Genomic DNA, 24,412 nt, shown 5'->3' with positions numbered 1-24,412 from the left:
TTGCTCGCGAATGGGATAGCCGGCTCATGGGCTGTATTTCAACGACACTTTCTCCCGATGGACGATGTCGGCAAACAGCCGAAGCGCGCCACTTGGTTGTTCATCGCGCTGCGCGAGATAAAGGGGCGCTATGAGGTTGGTGTGAGGGGCAAGCCTCAGATAGGCGATGCCGTTCGTCTCCAGCCGGGCAATCGATCCTGGAATGATCGAAATTCCGAGCCCGGCGGCAACCAGGCTGAGCGTTGACAGCAATCGGGGAGCTTCATGCCGTATTTTCGGGCTGAAACCCGCGGCAAGGCAGGCGGCTATGATGCCGTCATATAGTCCGGGGCCTGATGGGCGCCGGTAGAGGATGAAGGCTTCGTTCGCGAGTTCTGACAATCGAATGGGTCGAGGCTTTTCGCCCTTCGCTATCGCGATCGGATGACGATCGGGAAGAGCGACCAGCATTTCTTCATCGAGAATTCGGGAAATTATCAGCCCGCTCGACTGTGCAACGGGAGAGCGCACGAACGCGACATCCAGAAGCCCGGAATGCAGCATGGCGATCAGATCGGGCGTACTGGCTTCCTCAAGCTTTAGCGCAATATCCGGTGACATCTCGCCAAGCGAGCGGACGGCCGAGGTGACGAGAGGATGAAATGCAGCCGAACTGGTAAAGCCGATGGCGAGGCTTCCCTCCTCTCCGCGGGCATTGCGTCTCGTTGCCTCTATTGCAAGATCGACCTCATGCAGGATAGTCCTTGCCCTCTCCACGAAGGTCTGCCCGGCATCCGTCAGCTCGACGCCTCTCGGCAGACGCCTGAAGAGCGAGGCTCCGACGGTCGCCTCCAGCTTGGCTATCTGCTGGCTGAGCGGCGGCTGCTGGATGCCGAGCCTTTCCGCAGCGCGGGTCATATGGCCCTCGTCGGCGACGGTTACGGCATAGCGAAGATGTCGAAGCTCGATCATGGCATATCTCAAATATATGGATACTCATTAATCCATATATTGGACGCATGGTCGATGAAAGCCTATTTTGCCGTCTTGTTCGACATGAAGCACATAGGCCAAGATATGGACGCCATTTCCCCTCACAGCACCGTTCAACGCGAAGAGCCAACCGTCGCCGAACTCTTCTTCGGTTTTTTCAAGCTCGGCCTCATCGGTTTCGGCGGGGTCTTGCCGCTCGCGCGCCGCATGGTGGTCGAGGATCGCAGGTGGCTGACCGGGGAGGAATTCACCGAGCTCCTCGGGCTCTGTCAGTTCCTGCCAGGCGGTAATATCATCAATATGTCGGTTGCGATCGGCTCGAAATTTCAGGGCGTGGCGGGCGCTTTTTCAGCTCTTCTCGGCCTGATTGTCGCGCCGACGGCGATCGTCATCGGTCTCGGCGTCATTTACGATCAGTTCAACAGCGATCCGCGCATCCAGCACATGTTTGCCGGTCTTGCCGCGGCCGCAGCCGGTCTGTTGATCTCGATGGCCGTCAAGATCGTCCTGCCGTTGCGCCGCAGGCCTGTCGCCTTGGTCATTGCCGCCATTTGCTTTGCTGCCATCGCCATCGTCGGATTGCCCCTGCTGCCGACCATGCTGGTTCTGGCACCTCTCAGCATTATCGCCACCTGGAAGCTTGAACCATGACCTCGACCCTGCTCGCTCTCGCAATCATCTTCACCCAGCTTTCGCTGCTGGCCTTCGGCGGCGGCAATTCCATCCTCCCGGAAATGCACCGGCAGGTCGTCGACGTGCAGCATTGGATGACGGCGCAGCAATTCGGTGCGCTGTTCGCGTTGGCGCAGGCAGCTCCCGGCCCGAACCTGATGGTCGTGCCTCTGGTCGGCTGGCATGTTGCAGGATGGGCTGGAGTGCTGGTGACTTCGGTGGCAAAGTTTGGGCCTTCTTCGGTACTGACCTATCTGGTGCTCCATCTCTGGAACCGCTTCAAGGACAGGCCGTGGCGAAGGATCGTCCAGGCCGGGCTGGTGCCGATGACCGCCGGGCTCGTCACCGCCAGCGCGGCCGTCATCACCGAGGCATCAACTCAGGGCTGGATTCTGGCGGCCATAGCGGCAGCCGGCGCACTTGTTCTTTCGACGACGCGCGTTCATCCGCTCGTGGTTCTGGGCGTTGGCGCGTTGATCGGGCTGAGTGGCATCGGCCAGGTATGAGCAGGAAGTCGCTCGTATCGGATTTGGGATAAATACCCGTTCTGACTGCCGAGACTCATTTTCGCGTAAGGCACGCTGCGGCCATTCGACTGGCTGACGGCCGATGAAGCTCATCGTCGAGCTGCGCCCGTCGGTTGCTTCATGCATTCGCCAACACGTCTGCCGCTTGAAATAACCCGTCTTCAGTGGCTCGGTCGCAAAGGAGGGCTGTTGATATCGGCAATAATCGCAGCGCTCGTGTTTTTAGAAACCAAAATGCAAACAATCCATGCAATATTCCACCGGGAAAGATTGCCGGCAATAAAGCCGGGATAGTCTTTCGATCAGCTGGTGAGGGCCTCCAGTGTCTTGCGATGGAAATGCGATACTCGATCCACAGGCAATCGGCTCCCGCGAGTTCCTGCATTTGCGTGAATTGTTTGATCGATCGTTCAAGGCAGCTCGCATTGGGGTATGGGAATGCAGCCTCCCCGACCAGACGCTCAGCTGGACGGATATGGTCTATGAGCTCTTTGATCTCGCGCCGCAAACGCCGCTGACGAGGGAGGAGATCCTTAAACTTTATACCCCGGAAACGAGAAGACGTCTCGATGAGGTGCGCGAGAAAGCAATTCGCACCGGCGAGGGCTTCAGCCTGGATGCGCAGATCATTACTGCAAGGGGTAATCATCGGTGGATCAGAATAACCGCCTGTGTCGAGTTCGCGAACGGAGCTGCGACCAGAATTTTCGGGATGAAACAGGATGTCACCGCCGAGAAGACGATGGTCGAGCAGCTTCGTCAACTGGCCGAATATGATATGCTCACCGGGCTGACGTCCCGCACCAGATTTGAAACGTTCTTCAACGAAATATGTGCAGCCGAGGGCCGCACCGGCAGAGCGCTCCTGCTGGTGGATCTCGACGGCTTCAAATCCGTGAACGATACTCTCGGGCATCAGGCGGGGGATGATTGTCTCAAAGCGGCAGGGCGCAGGCTTTCGCGCGCGGTCCCCAAGGCCAACATGGTGGCGCGAATTGGCGGTGACGAGTTTGCCGTCATCCACGAATGCCTCTCGATCGAGCATCTTGCAAAAATTGCCGATCGTGTTGTCAGGGGATTGAACTGGACCGTCTCCACGCCGGCGAAGACCATTCGCATCGCAACCTCCGTTGGCGCGGCGATAATCGTGCCCGGCCATTCGTCCAAGGACATATTTGCGAAAGCGGATCGTGGCTTGTACGAAGCGAAGTCGTCGGGGAAGAATGGCTTCCGGATTGCGCCACCGACATGGTCTGCATACAACGCTGCTCTTTAGATCGAGCCTGCCAATCGCTCGCCAATCCAAGCATCGAATAGCGATTTGCCGGCGAGCGGCGGAGAAAAATATTTCTCCATAGAGTATATAGACATTATGCAATTACTTTTCGAATAGCATTGCCACCCCTAGCTTGAGCGCCGGTCTAATTCGTCCGGAGCTGACATGACAAGGTATATTCGATTCAACGCGTTCGACATGAATTGCGTCGCGCATCAGTCTCCCGGGCTATGGAGGCATCCGCGCGACAAGTCGTGGAAATACAAGGATTTGGACTATTGGCAGGATCTGGCGCGGACGCTGGAACGCGGCATTTTCGACGGCATATTCATCGCCGACGTCATCGGCTACTACGATGTCTACAAGGGCTCGAACTATCATGCGATCGAGCAGGCCGCGCAGATACCGGTCAATGATCCGATCCAGCTTGCGGCGCCGATCGCGCTTGCGACCGAACATCTCGGCATAGGAATAACCGCCTCCACGTCCTTCGAGCATCCCTATACGTTTGCTCGTCGGCTCGCGACCGCCGATCACCACACCAAGGGCCGTATCGGCTGGAATATCGTGACCTCCTATCTCGAGAGTGGCGCCAAGAACATCAGTCAAGGTGGCTTGAAGACCCATGACAACCGTTATGAGATCGCCGCTGAATATGTGGAGGTTCTCTACAAGCTTTTCGAAGGAAGCTGGGAGGAGGGCGCCGTGCTGCGCGATGCCGAGCGCGGCATTTTCACCGATCCCACCAAGGTTCACGAGATCGGCCACAAGGGCAAGTATTTCGACGTTCCGGGCTACCATCTCTGTGAGCCGTCGCCGCAGCGGACGCCGGTGCTTTATCAGGCAGGTGCATCCGGGCCTGGCAAGGCCTTTGCTGCCGGCCATGCCGAATGCGTATTCGTCGCGGCTCCGACGAAAAACCTGCTGCGCGCCTACGTCGCCGATATCAGGCAGAGGGCTGCGGCGGCTGGCCGCGATCCGCGGAAGATGCTGATCTATAACCTCACGACGCTGATCATCGCGGAGACCGACGCAAAGGCCCAGCAGCTTTTCGAGGAGTATCAGAGCTACGCGTCCTATGACGGCTCGCTCGTATTCATGTCCGGCTGGAGCGGCATCGACTTCGGCCAATATGCGCCGACCGACGAATTGAAGAAGGTCGAGACCAATGCCATCGTCTCGATGATCGAGCATTTCGGCGGCAAAGACCGAGTCTGGACGGTCGAGGAGCTCGCCAAATGGGGTGGGATCGGCGGCACCGGGCCGGTCTTTGTCGGCTCACCCTCGACTATCGCCGACATCCTGCAGGAATGGGTCGAAGAGACAGACATCGATGGCTTCAACCTCGCTTATGCGGTGACACCAGACAGCTTCGAGGCGGCGGTCGATCTGCTCGTTCCGGAACTGCAGAAACGCGGGGTGTATCCGACCGCCTATCGTCCGGGCACCCTGCGCGAAAAGCTCTTCGGCGAGGGACCTTATCTGCCGGCGACCCATCCGGCCAATGCCTATCGCGATATCGAGGCAGTTAAGCGTCGGGATGCGGAAGTGGCCACACCGTTGCGCCAGTCGGCCGGCGTCTAGGTTTTGCCATATCACCGTTTCGGTTGAAGCATGCGCATATTCGGCCCACTTTGACGATGCTCTCAGGGCCGACGAGCCGGATGGATCGCGGAGATATTCCGTGCAATCAGCTATTTAAGGTAGTAATGCGTTAACGTTCTGTTCACCTTAAGATTACTAAGGTTTCCTGATGAAAAGGAAGGAAGCCCAATGAAAAAGATCTTTGTTCTCGCCATGGCTGCTGTAACGCTGGCAGCGCCCTTTGCCAATGCGCAGGAATGGCCCCGTCATCATCGCGATCGTCCCGACGAAGTTCATCGCAAGATGCCGCCGCGGGGACCGGGACGCCCTGGATGGGGACCATATCGGGGCAAGGACCGTTCGGGTTACTATCACGGCTACAGAGGTTACCACGATCGCCGCCCGGGCTATCGTCGTCACAGCGATGGTCTTTGGTATCCTGCCGCGGCCTTCGCACTTGGCGCCATTATCGGCGGCGCTTTGAACAATTAAAGCGCGTCGCGATCTTTCAGATTCACTAAGCTATTGATTTTGCTTATGTCGCTGACGCAAAACCGCTGAGCACCTTTGCGCGACATGCTTTGGAGCTCCTCCGCTTTTCCGGGAGTTGCTCTTAAGCTTTCGATGATCATTGAAGCGGTTTGGGGGAATGCGATCCGTCATTTCCCCAAACGCACAGGCGGATCGAAGTTCGCCGCGAGCCGGAACAACGAGCGAATTTGCGTGTCTCTTTGGCTGGGGAATATCGGCCGGCACTCGGGCGGTCCGCTTCGTGATGTGTCGCTGAACGATGGTTTCGCTCCGAAATGGAGGAGTTGACCGTTGGACAGTCGTGGTCATTCGGGCCACTAGAAAAAGCCGCTTTTAAAATCGCTCCATCTCGCGGCCGACCTTTGTCAGAAACTGGCTGCGGGAACCTTCCGTCGAGCGGTTCATGTCGTAATGGGCGAGGAAGACGACCGGGGCGAAAGGCTTGATCTGGGCGCGCAGCACACGCTTGACGATCTTCTTTGGCGGGTTGCCAGCAATGAAGGCGCGGAACGGGTCGGCGCCATAGGTCAGCACGGCGCCGAGCTTGCGGATATGCTGCAGCTTTGAGCGCACCTTGCCGTTGACGAGTTCGAAGGAAACGCCCGGAAGCCAGACCCGATCGAAATAGCCCTTGAGAATGGCCGGAAAGCCGAAGTTCCAGACCGGAGTGACGATCACAAGCGCCTCGGTGCGTTCCAGCCGTTCGACATAGGGTTTGAGCGTCTCGGTATTGTCCGGATAGTCATGATAGATCAGCCGATCATGGCGTGAGAGCACCGGGTCGAAACCCTCGGCATAAAGGTTGCAGTCGTCGACCTCATGCCCCGCACGTTTCAGGCTCTCGACGGTCTGGCGATGCAGCGCGCCGCCGAAACTTTCTTCGACCGGATGGGAATGAAGGACGAGAACCTTCATGAGGCCTCCATCAGCGCGGCAAGGCCGGGAAAGAGGTAGTTCTTTCCGGATTTGAAGTCGAAGTTCGGATCGTCCCAGGCGATCATCTTGCCGGGATTGAGCAGGCCCTTCGGGTCGGTTTCCTTCTTGAAGGCAAGCTGGACGGCATCGGTCTGCTTCATGCCGCCTTCCTCCAGCGTATAGCGATGCGGATTGAAGATCGGGCAGCCGTGATCCTGGTGGATCTTGATGATCTCCTCAAGCCGCGCCTCGGAGGTATAGCGCACAAGTGGCAGTCCGGAACATTGGATCTGCCCATCGAACTTGATGAATTCGAGATGGCCGGGCACCTCGTCGCCGAAGATTTCGACCATCTTCTGGACCTTGGCAACGTGATCCGGCCCCGGATACTGCACCTGCAGATAGGTGATCGACGGATCGACCTTGATGGCGCGCAGCGTCGTGTGGTTCCAGGCGAGCTCATAGGCATGCGGGATGCCCTTCATGCTCTCCACCTTGTCGGAGCGGAAAGTGATCTCGCCCTTCTGCTGCGCGGTGAAGGCGACGAATGGGCCTATCGAATGCGGTGCGATCATCAGCGCTACGATCGACTGACCCTCTCGGATATAGGGCTTGTGGCGGCTGAAATATTCGTACGGAATGGGGGCTGCGATCGGCGCGATTTCCTTGACCAGAATGCCGTTGCATTTGGCGAGCGCGTCCGAGAAGCGCACGGCATCCATGAAATCGTCATAGCCGACCAGCACGTCGACCCAGTCATAGGCCGGCGCCAGCGGCATTTCGATCTCGGTGATGATGCCGTTGGTACCATAGGCGTGGCTGACTTTGGTCAGATCCCAGCCGGTGAGATCGAGAGTGCGGGGTTCTGCTTCCATTGTCACGACACGCAGCCGCAGGATATTGCCGAGATCGCGCAGGCCGCCCCAAGTGATAGAGCCGACGCCGCCCGAACCGCCGGCAATGAAGCCGCCTATGGTCGCCGTCTGCGCGGTCGAGGGATGGAAGCGGAGTTCCTGGCCCGAATGGGCTTTGGTCTGCCGATCGAGCTCGGCGATGACGATGCCGGGCTCGCAGATGACACGGCCAGTGTGGATTTCCTTGACCTTGTTCATGGCGGCGAGGTTAAGCACGATGCCGCCGGAAAGCGGCATGGCCTGACCGTAATTGCCGGTGCCGGCGCCGCGCGGCGTGACGGGGACGTCATGCGCATAGGCGACCTTCAGGATGCGGATCACCTCTTCCTCGGTCTTCGGCGTTACGACGAGATCGGCTGTGACATTGTCGAGCTGGGCCTTCAGGATTGGCGAATACCAATAGAAATCGCGACTCTTCTGGCGCACGAGCGCCGGATTGTCTTCGATAGCGATGCCTTCGAGTTCTTTTTTGATGCGCTGATAATCCGGCATGTCAGGCTCCAATAACGCTGTCGAGTTCACGATAGTCCGGCAGGCTGCGGTCGATTACCTTGCCCTTGCGAAGGACGACGCGGTCTGACTGCGGACGGGAGAGGAATTCGCTCCAGCGCCTCGCGCTGAAGAGGACGAGGTCGGCCGGGCTGCCGACGGCGATACGCCCGATATCAGGACGGCCGAGAATGGCTGCGGGCGAGGTGGTGACGACCCTTGCAGCCGTATCCAGCGGGTGGTCGAGATGCAGGATGCGCACGGCCTCGCGGAACACTTCGACCGGATCGAGATCGCCATAGGCGTAGAAGGGGTCGCGGGTATTGTCGGAGGCAACCGCTGTCGGCACGCCGGCGGCGGCAAGCTCGTGCAGCAGGGTGACGCCGCGCCAGCGTGGCGTTCGGCCGGGATGGCGGTCCTGCAGATACATGTTGCACATCGGCAGCGAGACGACGGAGATCCCGGCCTTGGCGACGAGCTCGATGGTGGCACGGGCAACGTCTTCATCCTGCCGGGCAAGCGAGCAGCAATGGCCGGCGGTGATCTTGCCGGTGAAGCCATTGCGAAGCACGGCCTCGGCAATCGCCTTCAGCGTCAGAACTTCTTGATCCTCGGTCTCGTCGACATGCAGATCGATGTCGAGGCCATTGTCGGCGGCGGCGCGGATCAGCTTGTCGAGCTGCGCATCGATATCTGGATTCATCTGCGTGACGCCGCCCATCAGGCCACCCGCGTCACGCACGACTCTTAACAGATCCGCGAAGAAGGCATCGTCCGCCATGCTGTCGAGCGGGAAGAGGGCGACCGCCTGCAGCGCGATCTTATCTTTCCACGCTTCACGGACGGAGGTGAAGACCTCGAAAGAAATGCGGTGCTGCGGCGCCAATGAATCGAGATGGGTGCGAATCAGGCCGGTGCCGTGGGCGTAGGCCGAGCGCAGCGAAAATTCCATGCGCTTGCGCACATCATCGGCCGACCAGTTGGCCTCGCGGTCGGTGCGCACGGCATCGAGCGCGCCCATGAAGCTGCCGTCCGGGTTGGAGCGCCGTTCCCATATATGGCCCTTGTCGAGATGGGTGTGCATGTCGGCGAAGGTCGGCCAGACCATGCCGTCGCGCATGTCGACCCTGGCATATTCGACTGGCGCGGTGCCGGGCGCACGGATATCGCTGACGAGACCATCGGCAACGACGATATCGGCCTTGACCAGCCCCTCGCTGGAAGGCGCCTTGAAGCCCGAGAGCGTCACGGCGGGAACGGTGGCATTGCTCAGCACGAAGCGGGCGGCATTCGGTGGTGACATGAAGGCGTGGGACATCAGTTCTCCCGCTTGAGGCTGCTCTCATGCCAGCGATGCAGGCTCAGCCATGAGATGAAGGAGGTGAAGGCGAAGATAGCGACGCCGAGCGCCGACAGAAGCAGGAGTGCCGCAAACAGGCGCGGCATGTTTTGGCGATATTGGGCTTCCAGCAGGCGGAATGCGAGGCCGGAATTGGGACCGCCGGAGCCGGCGGCAAACTCGGCGACGACAGAGGCGATCAGCGACAAGCCGCCGCCGATCCGGAGCCCGGTCATGAAATAAGGCTGGGCGGCGGGCAGCTTCAAATGCAGCAAGGACTGCCAGCGCGAGGCGCCGTAGAGATCGAAGAGATTAAGGAGATTGTGATCAACACTCTTCAACCCCTGCACCATATTGGACAGGATCGGGAAGAAGGCGACGAGGAAGCCGCAGATCAAGAGCGCCGCTTCGCGCGTCGGCGCATAGATCAGGATCAGCGGTGCGATTGCGACGATCGGCGTCACCTGCAGGATGACGGCCAGCGGATAGAAGGCGAGTTCGATCCAGCGCGATTGCACGAGAAAGATGGCAAAGCCGACGCCGCCGATCAGCGCCAGGACTAGCGATATGAAGGTGATCTGCGTGGTCACCCAGAGTGCCGGCCAGAGAATGCCCCAGTCGGATACCAGCGCTTTGGCGACGGCGATCGGGCTCGGCAGGATATATTGCGGAATGCCGGTGCCGACGACGAGAAGCTGCCAAAGGGCAACCAGGACGACGACGGTCAGGAGCGGCACGGTAACGCCAAGGAGGCGTTCGGCGCTTCTCTTCCCGATTGCCGGCGCAGCTTCGGAGGGGCTGGTGGAAAGATCGGCGGACAGGCTGGTGCTTTCGCTCATCAATGGGCCTCCGGCCAGCCAATGGCTTCGATCAGGGAACGGGATACTTTTTCGCAAACCTGCCGGTACTCTTCCGATGAGCGATAAAGCGGATCGCGCTCGCCGCTGGTTTCCAATGGAAAGTCGGTGTGGACGCGGCCCGGCCGTGCCTTCATGACGACGATGCGGTTGGAAAGATAGGCGGATTCGTAGACCGAATGCGTGACGAAGATCACGGTGATGCCCGTCGTCTGCCAAAGGCGCAGCACGTCGTCATTGAGCTTCTGGCGGGTGATCTCGTCAAGCGCGGCAAAGGGCTCGTCCATTAAGAGCAGCTTTGGCTTCGTCACCAGCGCGCGGGCAATTGACACCCGCATTTTCATGCCACCGGACAATTCGCGCGGGTAGGCTTGGGCGAAATCCTGGAGACCGACCGTTGCCAGCGTCTCCATGATCTGATCGTGCGCCGCTGCTTTCGACACGCCTCGCAGTTTCAGCGGCAGATGGACATTGCCAAACACAGTCTTCCAGGGAAGCAATGTCGGCTCCTGGAAGACGAAGCTGATATCGCCCTCCGGCAGGCCCTTGGCGTTGATGCGCGAACTGGGCCAATCGATCCTGCCGCCCGAAGCACGGCCAAGGCCCGCGATGATGCGCAACGCCGTCGACTTGCCGCAACCGGAAGGGCCGAGCAAGCTGATGAACTCGCCGCTTTCGACGTTGATCGACATGCCCGATAGCGCCAGCGTGCCATTGGAGAAGACCTTGGAGACCTGTTCCATGACGACGAGCGGCCGCTTGCGGGCTTCCGTTCGATTTGTCGCAATGGTTTCCGATAATGTCATTGTTCGGCTCTTTGTGGATCCACCCTCCCCTTGAGGGGGAGGGTCGGAGCGAAGCTCCGGGGTGGGGTGATCTTTTGCAAATCCGAGAACATCACCCCACCCGCCGCGTTGCGGCGACCTCCCCCTCAAGGGGGAGGTGCTAGGGCTTACTTCTTCAGCGACATTCCAACGCCCTTGCAGACGAACTGTGTGTCGAAGGCCTTCTTATAGTCGATGTCAGCGTCGAAGAGCTTGATCTGTACCATCTCGTCGAAGAACTTCTTGTAGTGGGCTTCGGTGATGCAGCCGATGCCTTTATCGAGCGCATCGCCGGACTCGACGATGCCATATTCCTTCATCTTGGCAATGGAATAAGCGATCTGGCCATCCGTCATATCGGGATTGTCCTTCTTGATCAGTTCGTTGGCCGCCTTGTTGTCGCCGTAGAGATAATTGTACCAGCCCTCGATCGAGGCGCTGACAAAGCGCTGCACGAGATCGGGGTTCTTGTCGACCAGCGCTTTCTGCGCCGTGATCATCGTCGAATAGGGCGAATAGCCGGCGTCGGCGATCAGGAAGACTTTCGGCTTCCAGCCGGCCTGCTTCTCGATCTCATAGGGTTCCGAGGTCACGTAGCCCTGCTGTGCGGACTGCTTGTCTGCCAGGAATGGCGCCGGGCTGAAATTGTACGGCTTGAACTGTTCGTCCTTGAAGCCCGGGAAGTTCGCCTTCATCCATTCGAAATAGGTGATGTAGCCGTCCTTGCTCAGAAACAACGTCGGCAGCTTGGCAAGATCCTCGAATTTTTCGACGCCTGCATCCGGGTGGGCGATGAGGACCTGTGGGTCCTTCTGGAAGATGGCCGCGACATCGACGATCGGAATGCCCTGCTTGACCGCATCGATCTCCTGCTGCGGACCGCCCATGTAGAAATCTAGCTTACCGGAGATCAGCAATGCCGAATTGGCCGCGTTGGGGCCACCCTGTACGATGGTGACGTCAAGGCCATATTTTTTGTAGGTGCCATCGGCGACCGCCTGATAGAAGCCGCCGTGCTCGGCCTGAGCAAGCCAGTTGGTGCCATAGGTGACTTTATCGAGCGCATTTGCGGGCTCGGCGGCCATGATCGCGGCAGCGAGGCCGATAGCGGCGAAGAATGCTTGTGTCTTCAATGCTTTATACATGGCTGACTGTTCCCTTTATCTGCCATGGGACGTCGTTGTTGGCGCCCATTTCCTGCATTTGAGCGGTTGCCTTGCGCTTTGAAAAGCATCAAAATTCGTGCGCATTGATGCCTTTTCGGCATCTGTTTCCAGGTCTGTGCCTAAATTGTGCGGCCTGGGCAAAAATTAAGCAATGGGAACTCGCATGCTGCACTCAAGACGGCTTCTCTACATCAATGAAATCGCCCGCTGCGGGTCGATCCGCAAGGCGGCAGCGCGGCTCAACGTGGCTTCGTCGGCGATCAACCGGCAGATCTTGGCGCTGGAAGAGGAAATGGGCGCGCCACTCTTTGAGCGCCTGCCGCGCGGGCTGCGGCTGACGGCAGCGGGCGAACTCTGCATCGAGCACATCCGCGAGGTCCTGAAGAACTACGAACGGCTGGAGGGTCGCATTCGTAGTCTGAAGATGCAGCAGGCCGGCAAGGTCCGCATCGTGGCGACGGTCGGCCTGGCATCAGGGCCGTTGCCGGAGATCATCGCCCGATTTCTTTCCGAGCATCCGCGCGTCTTCATTCAGCTTCGCAACGATTCCGGTTCGACAACGATGGCGCCGGTGCTTTCGGGCGAAGTCGATATCGGTCTCGGTTTCAACATACCAGCGACGCCCGGACTGCGCTCACTCGGCAATTTCGACATCCCGATCGGCGTCGTACTGCCGCCCGGCCATCCCTTGATCGGGCCGGGGCCGATCAACCTGGCTGATGTTGTAGAGGAGCGGCTGTTGCTGGCCCAACCCGGCACGAGTCTGCGCGAAGTCATAAACCTGACGCTGGCGCGGCTTTCGGTGCAGGTTGAGCCGGTGCTGGAGAGCAATGCATCGGAAATGCTGAAGCAACTGGTGAAATGCGGGGCGGGACTGACGCTGCTTAATCCGCTTGATGTCATTACCGAATGTCGGCGCGGCGAACTGGTCTTCCGGCCGATCGCCGAACCGCATTCGCGGTCTCAGCCGATGAAGCTGTTTGCCCGCACGCGGGCACCGCTCGATGCCGCGACCAGCCTTTTCGTCGAATATCTGCTCGCCGAGCTCGCCGGCATGGTCGAGGAGCTGCAGGCGAAAGGGCACATCCTTCCGCCTTCGGAACGTCGCCGCTCCGACGCTTATTTCGAATAGAGATTGGCAAGCGGATAGTCGCGGAGATCGCGCAGCATTTCGATGAAGCCCTCGACCTCATGGTGGCAAATGAGCGCGCCCTTCTCCGCCGTACCGTTGGCGGCATTGCCGACGACGCCGTTCGGATTGAGATCATGAGCGATCCAGGCGAGCGAATGCGGCGGCAGCGGCTGCAGATATTTGGAATGTTCCTTCATCCACTCGGCTTTGGAAGCGAAGTTCTCAGCCTTGTCCATGCGCACGAGTTCCGGTCGGAAATGGAGCATGAGCGAGGTTTCGACATCGCCGCCATGGATGCCGAAGCGCTGTTCGTGCTCATCGATCATGCCGTCAGGCGTACCGAAACGGGTCCATTGGGTGGCAACGACGGCCATCTGATATCGGACGCGCAGTTCGCGTGCGACAATACCCATGATATCGAGATTGCCGCCATGCGAGTTGACGATCACCATCTTGCGCAGGCCCGCCTCAGCTACCTTTGCGCCGATCGCTGTCCAGGCCGGGATCAAAAGCTCCGCGCTGAGCGACAGCGTGCCGGGGCCATAGACGTGCTCATTGGCCTTGCCGATCTCCTGCAGCGGCAGCACGAGGAAATCGAGATCGTCGGGGCGCTGGACTTTCAGTTCTGCCAGCATGCCTTCTGCGATCGCGACATCGGTTGCGATCGGCAGGTGCGGGCCATGCTGCTCCGTCGAGGCGATCGGCAGGATCGCGATGGTGGTGTCGGGTGAAAGATCGGCGAAATCATAGGTGTTGAGTTCATTCCAATAGAAGGGCTTCGCCATTGCCGTGTCCTCTCGTCAGCGCCGTATTTCCCAACGGATACGGCAAGGATGATAGCGGTGGAAAGCATCAATTTGCGGCCGTGCCGCTGCCTTTTTGCGTACGCACAAGGCGAAGCCGCCGGACCTGCGCCTCAGTTATTGATCTTCCGGTCTGACAACTAGGGCCTATGCAGGACATGCGCGGCCTTCACTGCCGCAGATGCACGGTTTTCGACGCCGAGCTTCACATAGATCTGTTCCAGATGCTTGTTCACCGTGCGGGCCGAAAGGCCGAGGATCTCGCCGATGTCGCGGTTCGACTTGCCCTTGGCAAGCCAGAGCAGCACTTCGGATTCGCGCTGCGTCAGCGCAAAGCTCTGACGCAAGGTCTCGTCATCGGCGCTCTGATTGCTGGCCGTCAGGCGAAAGAGATACTCGTCGGCGCCGATGGCGCCGAGGAAGGTGAATTGCAACGCGGCCTGGCGGCCATTGCTGATCGACAGAAGATTGTCGCGTGCCGGGCCGAGCCGTTCGCGTTCGAGCATGAAGGCGGCGATATGTTTCGATGCCAGTTCCAGACCGTCGTCGCTGCCGGTGGCGGCGTTGATCAACCGGGTTGCCTGCGGCGTCGACCAATGGATGGCGCCGTTGCCCTTGGCTGCCAGGAGATGGCGTCCCGCTGCATCAAGCGCCACTCTGGCGCTCTGGGCGGAGCGGGCATTGCGCAGGTGAACGCGGATGCGCGCACGCAGCTCGTCGACATTGATCGGCTTGGTCAGATAATCGACGCCACCGGATTCGAGCGCATGCACCACATGTTCGGTTTCGGTGAGCCCGGTCATGAAGACGACGGGAATCTGGGCAATACCCGCATTGGCCTTCAACCGGCGGCAGGTCTCGAAGCCGTCCAGCGACGGCATGACGGCATCGAGCAGGATAAGATCAGGGGTGATGCGCTCGACGATGTTGAGCGCCGCCGATCCGGAGGTAGCGATCAATACCGAGAATCCGGATTGCTCGAGCGCATCGGTGAGGAAGCCGAGCGCCTCGGGTGAATCGTCCACCAGCAAGACTATGTCGCGGGGAAGGGCGGGCTCAACCAATCTGTTCTACCTTTTCGGTGTCGAAGCTACGCAGCACATTCAGAAAGCCGTCGAGATCGAAGGCCTGGACATGCGCACGCAAGGCATCGGTGAAGGGTTTGTTTTCGTCAAGCTTGGCGAGATCTGCAAGCTTTGCCTCGATGCCTCTGACATAGCCGATTTCACCGAGGCGCATCAGTTCCCGAACATGCTCTATTCCGGGGCTCTTCAAAGGTGGTGGCGGCTTAATCACGATCGGGGCGGAGGCGTCGGCATAAGTCCATTTCAGTCCGAGATGCAGGGCAAGCTTGTCGCGAAGCTGGCGGATGTCGACTGGTTTGGAGATGGCGTCGTTATGGCTGTCGTCGCTGTCGGCGGCAGCAGCGGCATCGCCGATATTGGCCGACAGCATCAGGATCGGCGCTGTCTGACCATTTTCCCGAAGACGCGAGACAAGCTGCCAGCCGTTCATGCCGGGCATAGAGATATCGACCAGGAAAAGATCCGGCTTGATACCCTCGATCAGCGCCAGGCAGTCCGGGCCGCCGGCGGCGGTGAGCACGATGAAATCGAGGGGCGACAGGATCTCGCGCATCAGCTCGCGGTGATCTTCGTTATCGTCGACGACGACGAGCGTGCGCCGTGGTCCTTCATAGCCTGTAATCCGCTGCTCCTGTGCCGGCGGTTTCATGGGGCGGATGACGGCCGACAGCATTAGGCGCACCCGGAAGGTCGAGCCCTTGTCCTTCTCACTGGTGACGGAGACCTCGCCACCGAGCGTATTTGTGAGCAGACGCGTGATGGTCAGGCCGAGGCCGAGGCCGGGCATGGGCCTGACGCTATCGGCCTCGCCGCGCTGGAAGGGCTCGTAGATGCGGGTGAGGTCCTTTTCGGCGATGCCCCGGCCGGTATCCGAAACGATGAAGGTCGCCACCTGATTGCGATAGCCGATCTCGAAGCGGACGCTGCCCGCGTCGGTGAATTTGATGGCGTTGGAAAGCAAGTTGACCAGGATCTGCCGCAGCCGCTTCTCGTCTGTGCGGACATAATCGGGCAGGGCAGCGGAACGCTCATGGATGAAGCTCAGCCCCTTGGCCTGTGCCTGAGGCTGAAACATGTCGGCGATCTGGTCGAGAAAATCCTGGATATTGATCTCGTTGGAATAGACCTGCAGGCGGCCGGCCTCGATCTTCGAAATATCGAGCAGTCCGTCGATCAGGCCGGAAAGATGCTCGGCACTGCGGCGGATGACCTTCAGGGAAGATTGCCTGGGGGCGGGAATGGTCTCGTCACGCTCCAAGATCTGCGCATAGCCGAGCACGGCGTTGAGCGGCGTGCGCAATTCGTGGCTGAGGCCCACGACGTAGCGGCTCTTGGCGCGGTTTGCCGCCTCTGCCGCCTCCTTGGCGCCCTGCAGAGCGGCATCCGTCTTCTTGTGCGCGGCGATTTCCTTCAAGAGTAGCGTGTTCTGGCGCGAGGATTCCTCCTCGGCGACCACGCGGCTGTCATGGGCAAGCACGTAGAACCAGCAGGCCACACCGGCGATGACGGCAAAGACGAAGAAGACGATCAGAATAGTACGGTCGACCACGGATGCTGTCTCGGGCGAGGCGCCGCCGACCTGATGTGCGATCATCGCGAGGATTGCACCCATGGCGGTCAATGCCAGGGCAACGGCAATACCATAGCGGCCGAGGCGCGTGGCCAGCTTCGCGACGATGCTTTCCGGCAGCAAGGTCTTTGCGACGGTGGCGACCTGGGTATTGAGCCGAGCCTTGGGCTTGCACATGTCGTGGCAGCGGCTATCGAGCGAACAGCAGAGCGAGCAGATCGGCGCGGCATAGGCCGGGCACCAGGCCATGTCCTCCGGCTCGAACGGGTGCTCGCAGACCGAACAGGTGATGGTGCTGAGGTTTTTCCAGCTTTGGCGCGGCTTGCGGGCGAGATAATATTTGCCCTGGGTGACCCAGGCGATGGCAGGCGACGCGATGAACGCGACGATCAGGGTGATGTAGGGTGCAAGCGACGCTGCAACCGAGCCGAAGGCGCCGAAATGCGCCATCAGGGCGATGGTTGCTGACAATGCCATCGCGCCGAGGCCAACGGGGTTGATGTCATAGAGATGCGCGCGCTTGAATTCGATGCCGGGTGGTGCGAGCCCCAGCGGCTTGTTGACGAAGAGATCGGCGGAGACGGTACAGAGCCAGGCCATGGCGATGATCGAGAAGATGCCGAGCGTCTCCTCCAGCAGCCGGTAGATGCCAAGTTCCATCAGCAATAGCGCAATGGCGACATTGAAGACCAGCCAGATTACCCGGCCTGGATGGCTGTGCGTCAGCCGCGAAAAGAAATTCGACCAGGCGAGCGAGCCGGCATAGGCATTCATGACATTGATCTTCAGCTGCGAGATCATGACGAAGGCGGCCATCAAGAGCAGCGCGGCATTGTGCCAGGGGATCATATAGCCGAAGGCGGTCAGATACATCTGCGCGGGATCGGCGGCGTGATCGGCCGGTACGCCCGAGGTCAGCGTCAGAACGACGAGGAAGGAACCGGCGAGCAGCTTCGGTGCGCCGATGATGACCCATCCCGGCCCGGCAAGGAAGACGGCGAGGCGATGGCGCCATTTGCGGTGGCCGTCCGGCGGCAGGAAGCGCAGGAAGTCGGCCTGTTCGCCGATCTGCGACATCAGCGCCAGGATGACAGCGGATGCAGCGCCGAACTCGATCAGATCGAAGGGGGCGGCGGTGCCTGGTGCGCTTGCGGGATGATGGATGCCGGCAAAAGCACGCCAAAGATCGAATTTTCCCCAATCGGCAAAGGCGATGAAGACGAAAGGCAGGATGTTGAGAACGATCCAGAAGGGCTGCGTTAGCAGCTGGAACCGGCTGATGAGCCGCACGCCATGAGTGACGAGCGGGATCACCATGACGGCGCTGACGATGTAGCCGATCCACACCGGTATGCCGAGCGTCAGCTCCAGCGCCCCGGACATGATCGACGCCTCGATCGCAAACAGCATGAAGGTGAAGCTGGCATAGATCAGCGAGGTAATGGTCGATCCGATATAGCCGAAGCTCGCGCCGCGCGTCAGAAGATCGATGTCGACGCCGTGGCGAATGGCATAGCGGCTGATCGGCAAGCCCACAGCCAGCATGACGATGCTGGCGACGATGATGGCGTAGAATGCGTTGGTGGTGCCGTAGGAAAGCGTGATCGTGCCGCCGATCGCCTCCAGCGCCAGGAAGGAAATGGCGCCGATCGCCGTTTGCGAGATGCGCTGCGAGGAAAATTGCCGCGCGCTCTTGGCGGTGAAACGCAGGGCGTAGTCTTCCAGCGTCTGGTTCGCGACCCAGCGGTTATATTCGCGTCTTACTGGAATGATGCGTTGCCGCGCCGCCATGCTTACCCTTCAGCAGTCCCGCCATAGTCACTCCGGCAGTTCAGAGATGTCGTAACATGGATCGATACCGTGCTTAAGGGCATGAAGGTGCCGAAAACTGCACATTTCGCCCCGGCGCCTACGTCATTTTACGTATGTGGTTTCCCGAAGGAGCGCCGGATAGTCGCTGAAGGCAACGGTTAATCCTTGTTTACCGGCCGTTGCGGCAGACAAAAAGAGGGGAACCAACGGATGAAATTCAAGACTCTCGTCTCCGGCGCGCTGCTTGGCGCCATCATGTCAACGACGGCATTTCACGGCGCTTTCGCGGCCGACGACACCATCAAGGTCGGCGTCCTGCATTCGCTTTCCGGCACCATGGCGATCTCTGAAACGACGCTAAAGGACGCCATGCTGATGCTCATCGACGAGCAGAACAAGAAGGGCGGCGTCCTCGGCAAGAAGCTCGAGCCTGTCGTTGTCGACCCGGCTTCCGACTGGCCGCTCTTCGCCGAAAAGGCTCGCGAATTGATCCAGAAGGACAAGGTCTCCGCCGTGTTCGGCTGCTGGACCTCGGTGTCGCGCAAGTCTGTTCTGCCCGTCTTCAAGGAACTGGATTCGATCCTGTTCTATCCGGTCCAGTTCGAAGGCGAAGAGTCCGAACGCAACGTCTTCTATACGGGTGCGGCTCCGAACCAGCAGGCAATCCCGGCTGTCGACTATCTGATGAAGAACGAAGGCGTGCAGCGCTGGGTGCTTGAAGGCACCGACTATGTCTATCCGCGCACGACCAACAAGATCCTCGAAGCCTATCTGAAGTCGAAGGGTGTCAAGGACGAAGACATCATCATCAACTACACGCCGTTCGGCTTCTCCGACTGGCAGACGGAAGTCTCCAAGATCAAGGCGTTCGGCGCAGCCGGCAAGAAGACCGCCGTCGTCTCCACCATCAACGGCGACGCCAACGTTCCCTTCTACAAGGAATTGGGTAACCAGGGCGTCAAGGCCGAGGATATCCCGGTCGTCGCCTTCTCGGTCGGCGAAGAAGAGCTGGCTGGCGTCGACACCAAGCCGCTGGTCGGACATCTCGCTGCCTGGAACTACTTCCAGTCGGTCGACACGCCGGCCAACGCCGCCTTCATCAAGGAATGGCATGCCTATACCAAGGACGACAAGCGCGTCACCAACGACCCGATGGAAGCCGCCTATATCGGCTTCAACATGTGGGTGAAGGCTGTCGAGAAGGCCGGCACCACCGATCCGGACAAGGTCATCGACGCGCTTGTCGGCGTCACCGTTCCGAACCTTACCGGCGGCTACGCGACGATGATGCCGAACCACTACATCACCAAGCCTGTCCTGATTGGCGAAGTACAGGAAAATGGCCAGTTCGATGTCGTCTCGCAGACCCCGGCGGTCGTCGGCAAGGAATGGTCGGATTACCTGCCCGACAGCAAGGACCTGATCTCGGATTGGCGCATGCCGATGAACTGCGGCAACTTCAACGTTTCCACCGGCAAGTGCGGCGGCAAGGGCTCCTGATTTCAGCCGATGCAAGACCGCCGCGGGCAGGCTCTTCTGCCCGCGGTAGCTTGAGGGGACTAGCGCAATGTTCGACAAATTCGTTTACCGCATGGCCTTGGCGCTGGTCGCCGGCTTCTGCCTGATGCTGGCGCTGACGGTGACAAGCCTGCGTGCCCAGGAAGATGCCCATGGTCTCATCAATTCCCTCGGCCAGGCCAATTTTCAGAAGGCCGGCGATATCGTCCAAAGCCTCGCGAAGACAGGCGACCCGAAGGTGGTGCCGGCATTGCAGGCATTTTCCGATGGCGATCTCTATGTGAGAAAGTCGGACAACCAGGTGTTCATTGCCAAGTCCTCCGGCGACATGATGGATCTGGTGGACCCGGTGACGGGTCAGGCGGCCGGCCAGGAAGCCAAGGACAATCTCGGCAAGATCAAGATCAACAATAATCTTCGCCGTGCGGTTCGCGCGGCTCTCGGCGGTCTGACGCTGATGAGCCCGGATCGCGCGACCCGCCTGGAGGCGGCCCAATCCATCCTGAAGGCGCCGAGCGCGGATTCGCTCGAAGCCGTTGAGACGGCGCTGCAGGGCGAGAAGGACACGGAAATTCGCGGTGTGCTCGAAAGAGCAAGGGCTGTTGCGATCCTCGGCTCTGACCGTCCGATTGAAGACAAGAAAGCGGCGATCGAGACGATCAAGACCGAAGGCGGAAGGGATGCGATCGGCATTCTGTCTTCGGTTTCCGTCGATGACAGCCTCAAGCCGGATGTCGCAGCCGCCATTGCCGGCATTCAGGAACAGTTGAAGTTCTGGGATGCGGTGCAGAATGTCTGGTACGGCCTGTCGCTTGGCTCGGTGCTGCTGCTGGCCGCGATCGGCCTTGCCATTACCTTCGGCGTCATGGGCATTATCAACATGGCGCATGGCGAGATGGTGATGCTCGGCGCCTATTCCACCTTCATGGTTCAGAGCGTCATCCGCAATTCCTACCCGGAACTGTTCGACTGGTCGCTGGCCATCGCATTGCCGGTTGCCTTCATCGTCACCGGTGCCGTCGGCCTCATCATCGAGCGCGGCGTCATCCGCTTCCTTTATGGCAGGCCGCTGGAAACGCTGCTCGCCACCTGGGGCATCTCGCTGATCCTGCAGCAGGCGGTGCGCTCGATCTTCGGGCCGACCAATCAGGAAGTCGGTAACCCCTCCTGGATGTCCGGTTCCTTCGATCTCGGCTATCTCTCGATCACATGGAACCGTCTCTGGATCATCGTCTTTTCGCTCGGCGTTTTCGTGGCGCTCCTGCTCCTCCTCAAACGTTCGGCCTTCGGCCTGCAGATGCGGGCGGTGACGCAGAACCGGCGCATGGCCTCCTCGATGGGCATACGTACATCCTGGGTCGACGCCTTCACCTTTGCACTGGGGTCCGGCATCGCCGGTATGGCGGGTGTCGCGCTCTCGCAGATCGACAACGTCTCGCCGAACCTCGGCCAGAGCTACATCATCGACAGTTTCATGGTCGTGGTATTCGGCGGTGTCGGCAATCTCTGGGGCACGCTCGTCGGCGCCTTCTCGCTCGGCATCCTCAACAAATTCCTTGAGCCCTATGCAGGCGCGGTGCTCGGCAAGATCCTGGTGCTCGTCCTCATTATCCTCTTCATCCAGAAACGTCCGCGCGGCCTGTTCGCCCTCAAAGGAAGGGCAGTGGAAGCATGATCACCGCCTTCATCCTTCGCTCGCTCGACCGCCGTATCAGCATCGCCATCGCGATCCTTCTTGCCGTCGCAGTGCTCGTGCCGCTGTCGAACCTTTTGCTGCCGGAAACGAGCCCGTTGCATGTGCCGACCTATCTGATGTCGCTGTTCGGCAAGTATCTGACCTATGCGCTGCTCGCCTTGGCGCTCGATCTCGTCTGGGGCTATTGCGGTATCCTCTCGCTCGGCCACGGCGCGTTCTTCGCGCTCGGTGGTTATGCGATGGGCATGTATCTGATGCGTCAGATCGGCTCGCGGGGCACCTACGGCAATCCGATCCTGCCTGACTTCATGGTGTTCCTGAACTGGAAGGATTTGCCCTGGTTCTGGTACGGCTTCGACAACTTCTGGTTCGCGATACTGATGGTGCTGGTTGCGCCCGGCCTGCTTGCCTTCGTCTTCGGCTGGTTTGCATTCCGCTCGCGCGTCAATGGCGTCTACCTGTCGATCATCACACAGGCGATGACCTATGCGCTGCTGCTCGCCTTCTTCCGCAACGACATGGGCTTCGGCGGCAACAACGGCCTGACAGACTTCAAGGATATTCTCGGCTTCAACATCCAGGCCGATGGGACGCGCGCGGTGCTCTTCGCGGTGACAGCGGTATTTCTGGCGTTTGCCCTGATGCTGTCCTCGGCCATCGTGCGCTCGAAATACGGCAAGGTGCTGGTCGGCGTGCGTGATGCCGAAAGCCGAACGCGTTTCCTCGGCTATCGCGTCGAACACATGAAGCTCTTCGTTTTCGTCGTGTCGGCGATGATGGCCGGGATCGCCGGCGCGCTTTACGTGCCGCAGATCGGCATCATCAATCCCGGCGAGTTCGCGCCGGCCAATTCGATCGAAGTCGTCATCTGGACGGCCGTCGGCGGGAGAGCGACTCTGATCGGGCCGATCATCGGCGCCATCCTCGTCAATGGCGGCAAGACTGTTTTCACCGGCCTGTTTCCTGATTTCTGGCTGTTTGCGCTCGGCGGCCTGTTCGTGGCGGTGACGCTCTTCCTGCCGAAGGGCATCGTCGGCACGATAGCGCACTATTTCGGCAAGATGCGTAGGCCGGCAAGCCCGCCGCCCAAGGCTGCGAAGGATGAAGCCAGCAAGCCCGTACAGGCGGCGGAGTGAGATCATGATCCCGGATATCAAGCCCAATAGCATGCTCTATCTCAACAATGTCTCGGTCTCCTTCGACGGTTTCAAGGCATTGAATTCGCTGTCGATCGTCATCGAGCCGGGAGAGCTTCGCGCCATCATCGGTCCGAACGGTGCCGGTAAGACGACGATGATGGATATCATCACCGGCAAGACGCGGCCCGACGAGGGCGAGGTGTTCTTCAATGGTCAGATCGACCTGACGAAAAAGGACGAGGCCGATATCGCCCAGCTCGGCATTGGCCGGAAATTCCAGAAGCCGACCGTCTTCGAAAGCCATACGGTCTGGGACAATCTCGAACTGGCGCTGAACCGCAATCGCGGCGTCTTTGCAACGCTGTTCTACCGGCTGACGCCCACTGATCGTGACCGTATCGACGAAATCCTCGAAACGGTGCGGCTGTCGCATCGGTGCGACGAGCTGGCGGCCAATCTCTCGCATGGCCAGAAGCAATGGCTGGAGATCGGCATGCTGCTCGCGCAGGAGCCAAAGCTGCTTTTGGTCGATGAGCCGGTGGCGGGCATGACGGATGCCGAGACGGCGGAAACGGCCGTGCTCTTGAAGGAAATCGCCAAGACGCGTTCGGTCGTGGTGGTCGAGCATGACATGGGCTTTATCCGCGATCTCGGGGTCAAGGTGACATGCCTGGCGGAAGGCTCGGTCCTGGCGGAGGGCTCGATCGATTTCGTCAGTAGCGATCCGAAGGTGATCGAGAATTATCTGGGGCGGTGAGATGCTGACAGTCGAAAACGCAAATCTGCATTATGGCGCCGCTCAGGCGCTGCGTGGCATCTCCATCAAGGCCGAGATGGGCAAGATCACCTGCGTTCTCGGGCGCAACGGCGTCGGCAAGAGCTCTCTCTTGCGCGCTGTCACCGGACAGCACGCATTGTCGGCCGGTACGGTTGCCTTCAATGGCATAACGTTGAACGGCATGGCGCCGTTTGCCCGCGCCAAGCAGGGGATCGGCTATGTGCCGCAGGGACGCGAGATCTTTCCGCTGTTGACGGTGAAGGAAAATCTCGAGACCGGTTATGCGCCGCTTTCCCGCCGCGACCGCAGCATTCCGGATGACATCTACAGTCTGTTCCCCGTTTTGAAGTCGATGCTGTCGCGTCGCGGTGGCGATCTCTCGGGGGGGCAGCAGCAGCAACTGGCTATCGGCCGAGCGATGGTGACGCGACCGAAGATCCTGGTTCTGGACGAGCCGACCGAGGGCATTCAGCCGTCGATCATCAAGGATATCGGCCGCGCGATCCGCTATCTCAGGGATTCCACCGGCATGGCGATCCTGCTGGTCGAGCAGTATCTCGATTTCTGCCGCGAGCTTGCCGATTACGTCTACATCATGGATCGCGGCGAGATCGTGCATGAAGGCCTGGCGGAGACGTTGGATACACCGGAGGCCCGCCGCCATCTGACCGTCTGAGCAAAGGATATTGCTCATAGCTGGAGTTTTGGATTGCAGACGTTTTAGCCGCAGTTTCAAGCGTTGTGGGCGGCTATCTGCGGATTCGTCTCTCAGACGACCTTGCTGAGAACGATACGGCTATTTCGTACGATGAT

The 24,412-nt window shown here is 59.8% G+C and carries 20 protein-coding genes and 1 pseudogene; 11 read left to right on the top strand and 10 right to left on the bottom strand.

Translation table 11 applies throughout. The annotated features are described in order from the left end of the window. Positions 1–24 precede the first annotated feature (24 nt). Complete coding sequence (locus GA0061103_RS27240) at positions 25–951, bottom strand: LysR family transcriptional regulator (RefSeq protein ID WP_092716716.1); 927 nt, start codon at positions 949–951, stop codon at positions 25–27. A gap of 54 nt (positions 952–1,005) precedes the next feature. On the opposite strand from GA0061103_RS27240, the gene GA0061103_RS27235 reads away from it, so the two are divergent. From GA0061103_RS27235 to GA0061103_RS34835, 5 genes are all read left to right on the top strand, one after another. Further along, positions 1,006–1,623 carry a chromate transporter gene (locus GA0061103_RS27235; RefSeq protein ID WP_245304882.1) on the top strand — a complete coding sequence of 206 codons (618 nt, stop codon included), beginning with the start codon at positions 1,006–1,008 and terminating at the stop codon, positions 1,621–1,623. Next, positions 1,620–2,150: a chromate transporter gene (locus GA0061103_RS27230; RefSeq protein WP_092716715.1), complete on the top strand. Its 531-nt coding sequence runs from the start codon at positions 1,620–1,622 to the stop codon at positions 2,148–2,150. The genes GA0061103_RS27235 and GA0061103_RS27230 overlap by 4 nt, the downstream gene beginning before the upstream one ends. A 406-nt stretch (positions 2,151–2,556) precedes the next feature. Further along, positions 2,557–3,447 (top strand): sensor domain-containing diguanylate cyclase, encoded by an 891-nt coding sequence (locus tag GA0061103_RS27225; RefSeq protein ID WP_245304881.1) that lies wholly within the window; start codon positions 2,557–2,559, stop codon positions 3,445–3,447. Positions 3,448–3,612: 165 nt separating this feature from the next. Next, positions 3,613–5,031, top strand: coding sequence for an LLM class flavin-dependent oxidoreductase (locus tag GA0061103_RS27220; protein ID WP_092716711.1), 1,419 nt, complete (start codon positions 3,613–3,615; stop codon positions 5,029–5,031). A gap of 189 nt (positions 5,032–5,220) precedes the next feature. Further along, a complete protein-coding gene (locus GA0061103_RS34835) occupies positions 5,221–5,523 on the top strand; it encodes a hypothetical protein (protein WP_113347362.1) in 303 nt (100 codons plus the stop codon). 372 nt (positions 5,524–5,895) lie between these two features. Here GA0061103_RS34835 and GA0061103_RS27210 read toward each other — a convergent pair whose 3' ends face one another. The 6 genes from GA0061103_RS27210 to GA0061103_RS27185 form a co-directional block, all read right to left on the bottom strand. Beyond that, positions 5,896–6,477: an NAD(P)H-dependent oxidoreductase gene (locus tag GA0061103_RS27210; RefSeq protein WP_092716709.1), complete on the bottom strand. Its 582-nt coding sequence runs from the start codon at positions 6,475–6,477 to the stop codon at positions 5,896–5,898. Next, a complete protein-coding gene (locus GA0061103_RS27205) occupies positions 6,474–7,883 on the bottom strand; it encodes an FAD-binding oxidoreductase (protein ID WP_092716707.1) in 1,410 nt (469 codons plus the stop codon). The genes GA0061103_RS27210 and GA0061103_RS27205 overlap by 4 nt, the downstream gene beginning before the upstream one ends. A 1-nt stretch (position 7,884) precedes the next feature. Further along, a complete protein-coding gene (locus tag GA0061103_RS27200; protein WP_092716706.1) occupies positions 7,885–9,198 on the bottom strand; it encodes a cytosine deaminase in 1,314 nt (437 codons plus the stop codon). Beyond that, entirely contained in the window at positions 9,198–10,058 is an 861-nt protein-coding gene (locus tag GA0061103_RS27195; protein WP_092716704.1) for an ABC transporter permease, read from the bottom strand. Before GA0061103_RS27195 ends, GA0061103_RS27200 begins: the two co-directional genes overlap by 1 nt. After that, positions 10,058–10,882, bottom strand: coding sequence for an ABC transporter ATP-binding protein (locus GA0061103_RS27190; protein WP_092716702.1), 825 nt, complete (start codon positions 10,880–10,882; stop codon positions 10,058–10,060). Before GA0061103_RS27190 ends, GA0061103_RS27195 begins: the two co-directional genes overlap by 1 nt. 146 nt (positions 10,883–11,028) lie before the next feature. After that, positions 11,029–12,045 carry an ABC transporter substrate-binding protein gene (locus tag GA0061103_RS27185; RefSeq protein WP_092716700.1) on the bottom strand — a complete coding sequence of 339 codons (1,017 nt, stop codon included), beginning with the start codon at positions 12,043–12,045 and terminating at the stop codon, positions 11,029–11,031. Positions 12,046–12,229: 184 nt separating this feature from the next. Here GA0061103_RS27185 and GA0061103_RS27180 point away from each other — a divergent pair, with 184 nt between their 5' ends. Beyond that, the gene (locus tag GA0061103_RS27180; protein ID WP_092716698.1) at positions 12,230–13,198 is read left to right on the top strand and encodes a LysR family transcriptional regulator; all 969 of its coding nucleotides are present in this window, start codon (positions 12,230–12,232) and stop codon (positions 13,196–13,198) included. On the opposite strand, the gene GA0061103_RS27175 is transcribed toward GA0061103_RS27180, so the two are convergent. From GA0061103_RS27175 to GA0061103_RS27165, 3 genes are all read right to left on the bottom strand, one after another. Continuing rightward, positions 13,186–13,983, bottom strand: a complete 798-nt coding sequence (locus GA0061103_RS27175; RefSeq protein ID WP_092716696.1) for a creatininase family protein — start codon at positions 13,981–13,983, stop codon at positions 13,186–13,188. The two genes, GA0061103_RS27180 and GA0061103_RS27175, sit on opposite strands and share 13 nt — an antisense overlap. Before the next feature lie 158 nt (positions 13,984–14,141). Beyond that, entirely contained in the window at positions 14,142–15,065 is a 924-nt protein-coding gene (locus GA0061103_RS27170) for a response regulator (protein ID WP_092716694.1), read from the bottom strand. Beyond that, positions 15,058–18,447 carry a hybrid sensor histidine kinase/response regulator gene (locus GA0061103_RS27165; protein ID WP_092716693.1) on the bottom strand — a complete coding sequence of 1,130 codons (3,390 nt, stop codon included), beginning with the start codon at positions 18,445–18,447 and terminating at the stop codon, positions 15,058–15,060. The genes GA0061103_RS27170 and GA0061103_RS27165 overlap by 8 nt, the downstream gene beginning before the upstream one ends. Positions 18,448–18,678: 231 nt before the next feature. On the opposite strand from GA0061103_RS27165, the gene urtA reads away from it, so the two are divergent. The 5 genes and pseudogenes from urtA (at position 18,679) to urtE (ending at position 24,275) form a co-directional block, all read left to right on the top strand. Then, the gene (urtA, locus tag GA0061103_RS27160; RefSeq protein ID WP_092716691.1) at positions 18,679–19,968 is read left to right on the top strand and encodes an urea ABC transporter substrate-binding protein; all 1,290 of its coding nucleotides are present in this window, start codon (positions 18,679–18,681) and stop codon (positions 19,966–19,968) included. A gap of 67 nt (positions 19,969–20,035) precedes the next feature. Next, positions 20,036–21,661, top strand: a complete 1,626-nt coding sequence (gene urtB / locus GA0061103_RS27155) for an urea ABC transporter permease subunit UrtB (RefSeq protein WP_092716689.1) — start codon at positions 20,036–20,038, stop codon at positions 21,659–21,661. Next, positions 21,658–22,744, top strand: a pseudogene (urtC, locus tag GA0061103_RS27150) (urea ABC transporter permease subunit UrtC); the annotation flags it as partial. The gene urtB and the pseudogene urtC, both read left to right, overlap by 4 nt. A gap of 78 nt (positions 22,745–22,822) precedes the next feature. Beyond that, on the top strand, positions 22,823–23,578 hold the full coding sequence (gene urtD / locus GA0061103_RS27145; protein ID WP_092716686.1) for an urea ABC transporter ATP-binding protein UrtD: 756 nt from the start codon (positions 22,823–22,825) through the stop codon (positions 23,576–23,578). A 1-nt stretch (position 23,579) separates the two neighbouring features. Next, positions 23,580–24,275 (top strand): urea ABC transporter ATP-binding subunit UrtE, encoded by a 696-nt coding sequence (gene urtE / locus GA0061103_RS27140; RefSeq protein WP_092716684.1) that lies wholly within the window; start codon positions 23,580–23,582, stop codon positions 24,273–24,275. Positions 24,276–24,412: the final 137 nt, after the last annotated feature.

The sequence above is a fragment of the Martinezella multihospitum genome (assembly GCF_900094585.1).
GTDB classification, from domain to species: Bacteria; Pseudomonadota; Alphaproteobacteria; order Rhizobiales; family Rhizobiaceae; genus Rhizobium; species Rhizobium multihospitium.
Note: the sequence above shows the minus strand (reverse complement) of the source record. Positions and strands in the feature narration are given on the sequence as shown.

Coding starts and splice junctions, on each gene's coding strand:
- GA0061103_RS27240 (WP_092716716.1), bottom strand. CDS start 951: ATGATCGAGCTTCGACATCTTCGCTATGCCGTAACCGTCGCCGACGAG.
- GA0061103_RS27235 (WP_245304882.1), top strand. CDS start 1,006: ATGAAAGCCTATTTTGCCGTCTTGTTCGACATGAAGCACATAGGCCAA.
- GA0061103_RS27230 (WP_092716715.1), top strand. CDS start 1,620: ATGACCTCGACCCTGCTCGCTCTCGCAATCATCTTCACCCAGCTTTCG.
- GA0061103_RS27220 (WP_092716711.1), top strand. CDS start 3,613: ATGACAAGGTATATTCGATTCAACGCGTTCGACATGAATTGCGTCGCG.
- GA0061103_RS34835 (WP_113347362.1), top strand. CDS start 5,221: ATGAAAAAGATCTTTGTTCTCGCCATGGCTGCTGTAACGCTGGCAGCG.
- GA0061103_RS27210 (WP_092716709.1), bottom strand. CDS start 6,477: ATGAAGGTTCTCGTCCTTCATTCCCATCCGGTCGAAGAAAGTTTCGGC.
- GA0061103_RS27205 (WP_092716707.1), bottom strand. CDS start 7,883: ATGCCGGATTATCAGCGCATCAAAAAAGAACTCGAAGGCATCGCTATC.
- GA0061103_RS27200 (WP_092716706.1), bottom strand. CDS start 9,198: ATGTCCCACGCCTTCATGTCACCACCGAATGCCGCCCGCTTCGTGCTG.
- GA0061103_RS27195 (WP_092716704.1), bottom strand. CDS start 10,058: ATGAGCGAAAGCACCAGCCTGTCCGCCGATCTTTCCACCAGCCCCTCC.
- GA0061103_RS27190 (WP_092716702.1), bottom strand. CDS start 10,882: ATGACATTATCGGAAACCATTGCGACAAATCGAACGGAAGCCCGCAAG.
- GA0061103_RS27185 (WP_092716700.1), bottom strand. CDS start 12,045: ATGTATAAAGCATTGAAGACACAAGCATTCTTCGCCGCTATCGGCCTC.
- GA0061103_RS27180 (WP_092716698.1), top strand. CDS start 12,230: ATGCTGCACTCAAGACGGCTTCTCTACATCAATGAAATCGCCCGCTGC.
- GA0061103_RS27175 (WP_092716696.1), bottom strand. CDS start 13,983: ATGGCGAAGCCCTTCTATTGGAATGAACTCAACACCTATGATTTCGCC.
- GA0061103_RS27165 (WP_092716693.1), bottom strand. CDS start 18,447: ATGGCGGCGCGGCAACGCATCATTCCAGTAAGACGCGAATATAACCGC.
- urtA (WP_092716691.1), top strand. CDS start 18,679: ATGAAATTCAAGACTCTCGTCTCCGGCGCGCTGCTTGGCGCCATCATG.
- urtB (WP_092716689.1), top strand. CDS start 20,036: ATGTTCGACAAATTCGTTTACCGCATGGCCTTGGCGCTGGTCGCCGGC.
- urtD (WP_092716686.1), top strand. CDS start 22,823: ATGATCCCGGATATCAAGCCCAATAGCATGCTCTATCTCAACAATGTC.
- urtE (WP_092716684.1), top strand. CDS start 23,580: ATGCTGACAGTCGAAAACGCAAATCTGCATTATGGCGCCGCTCAGGCG.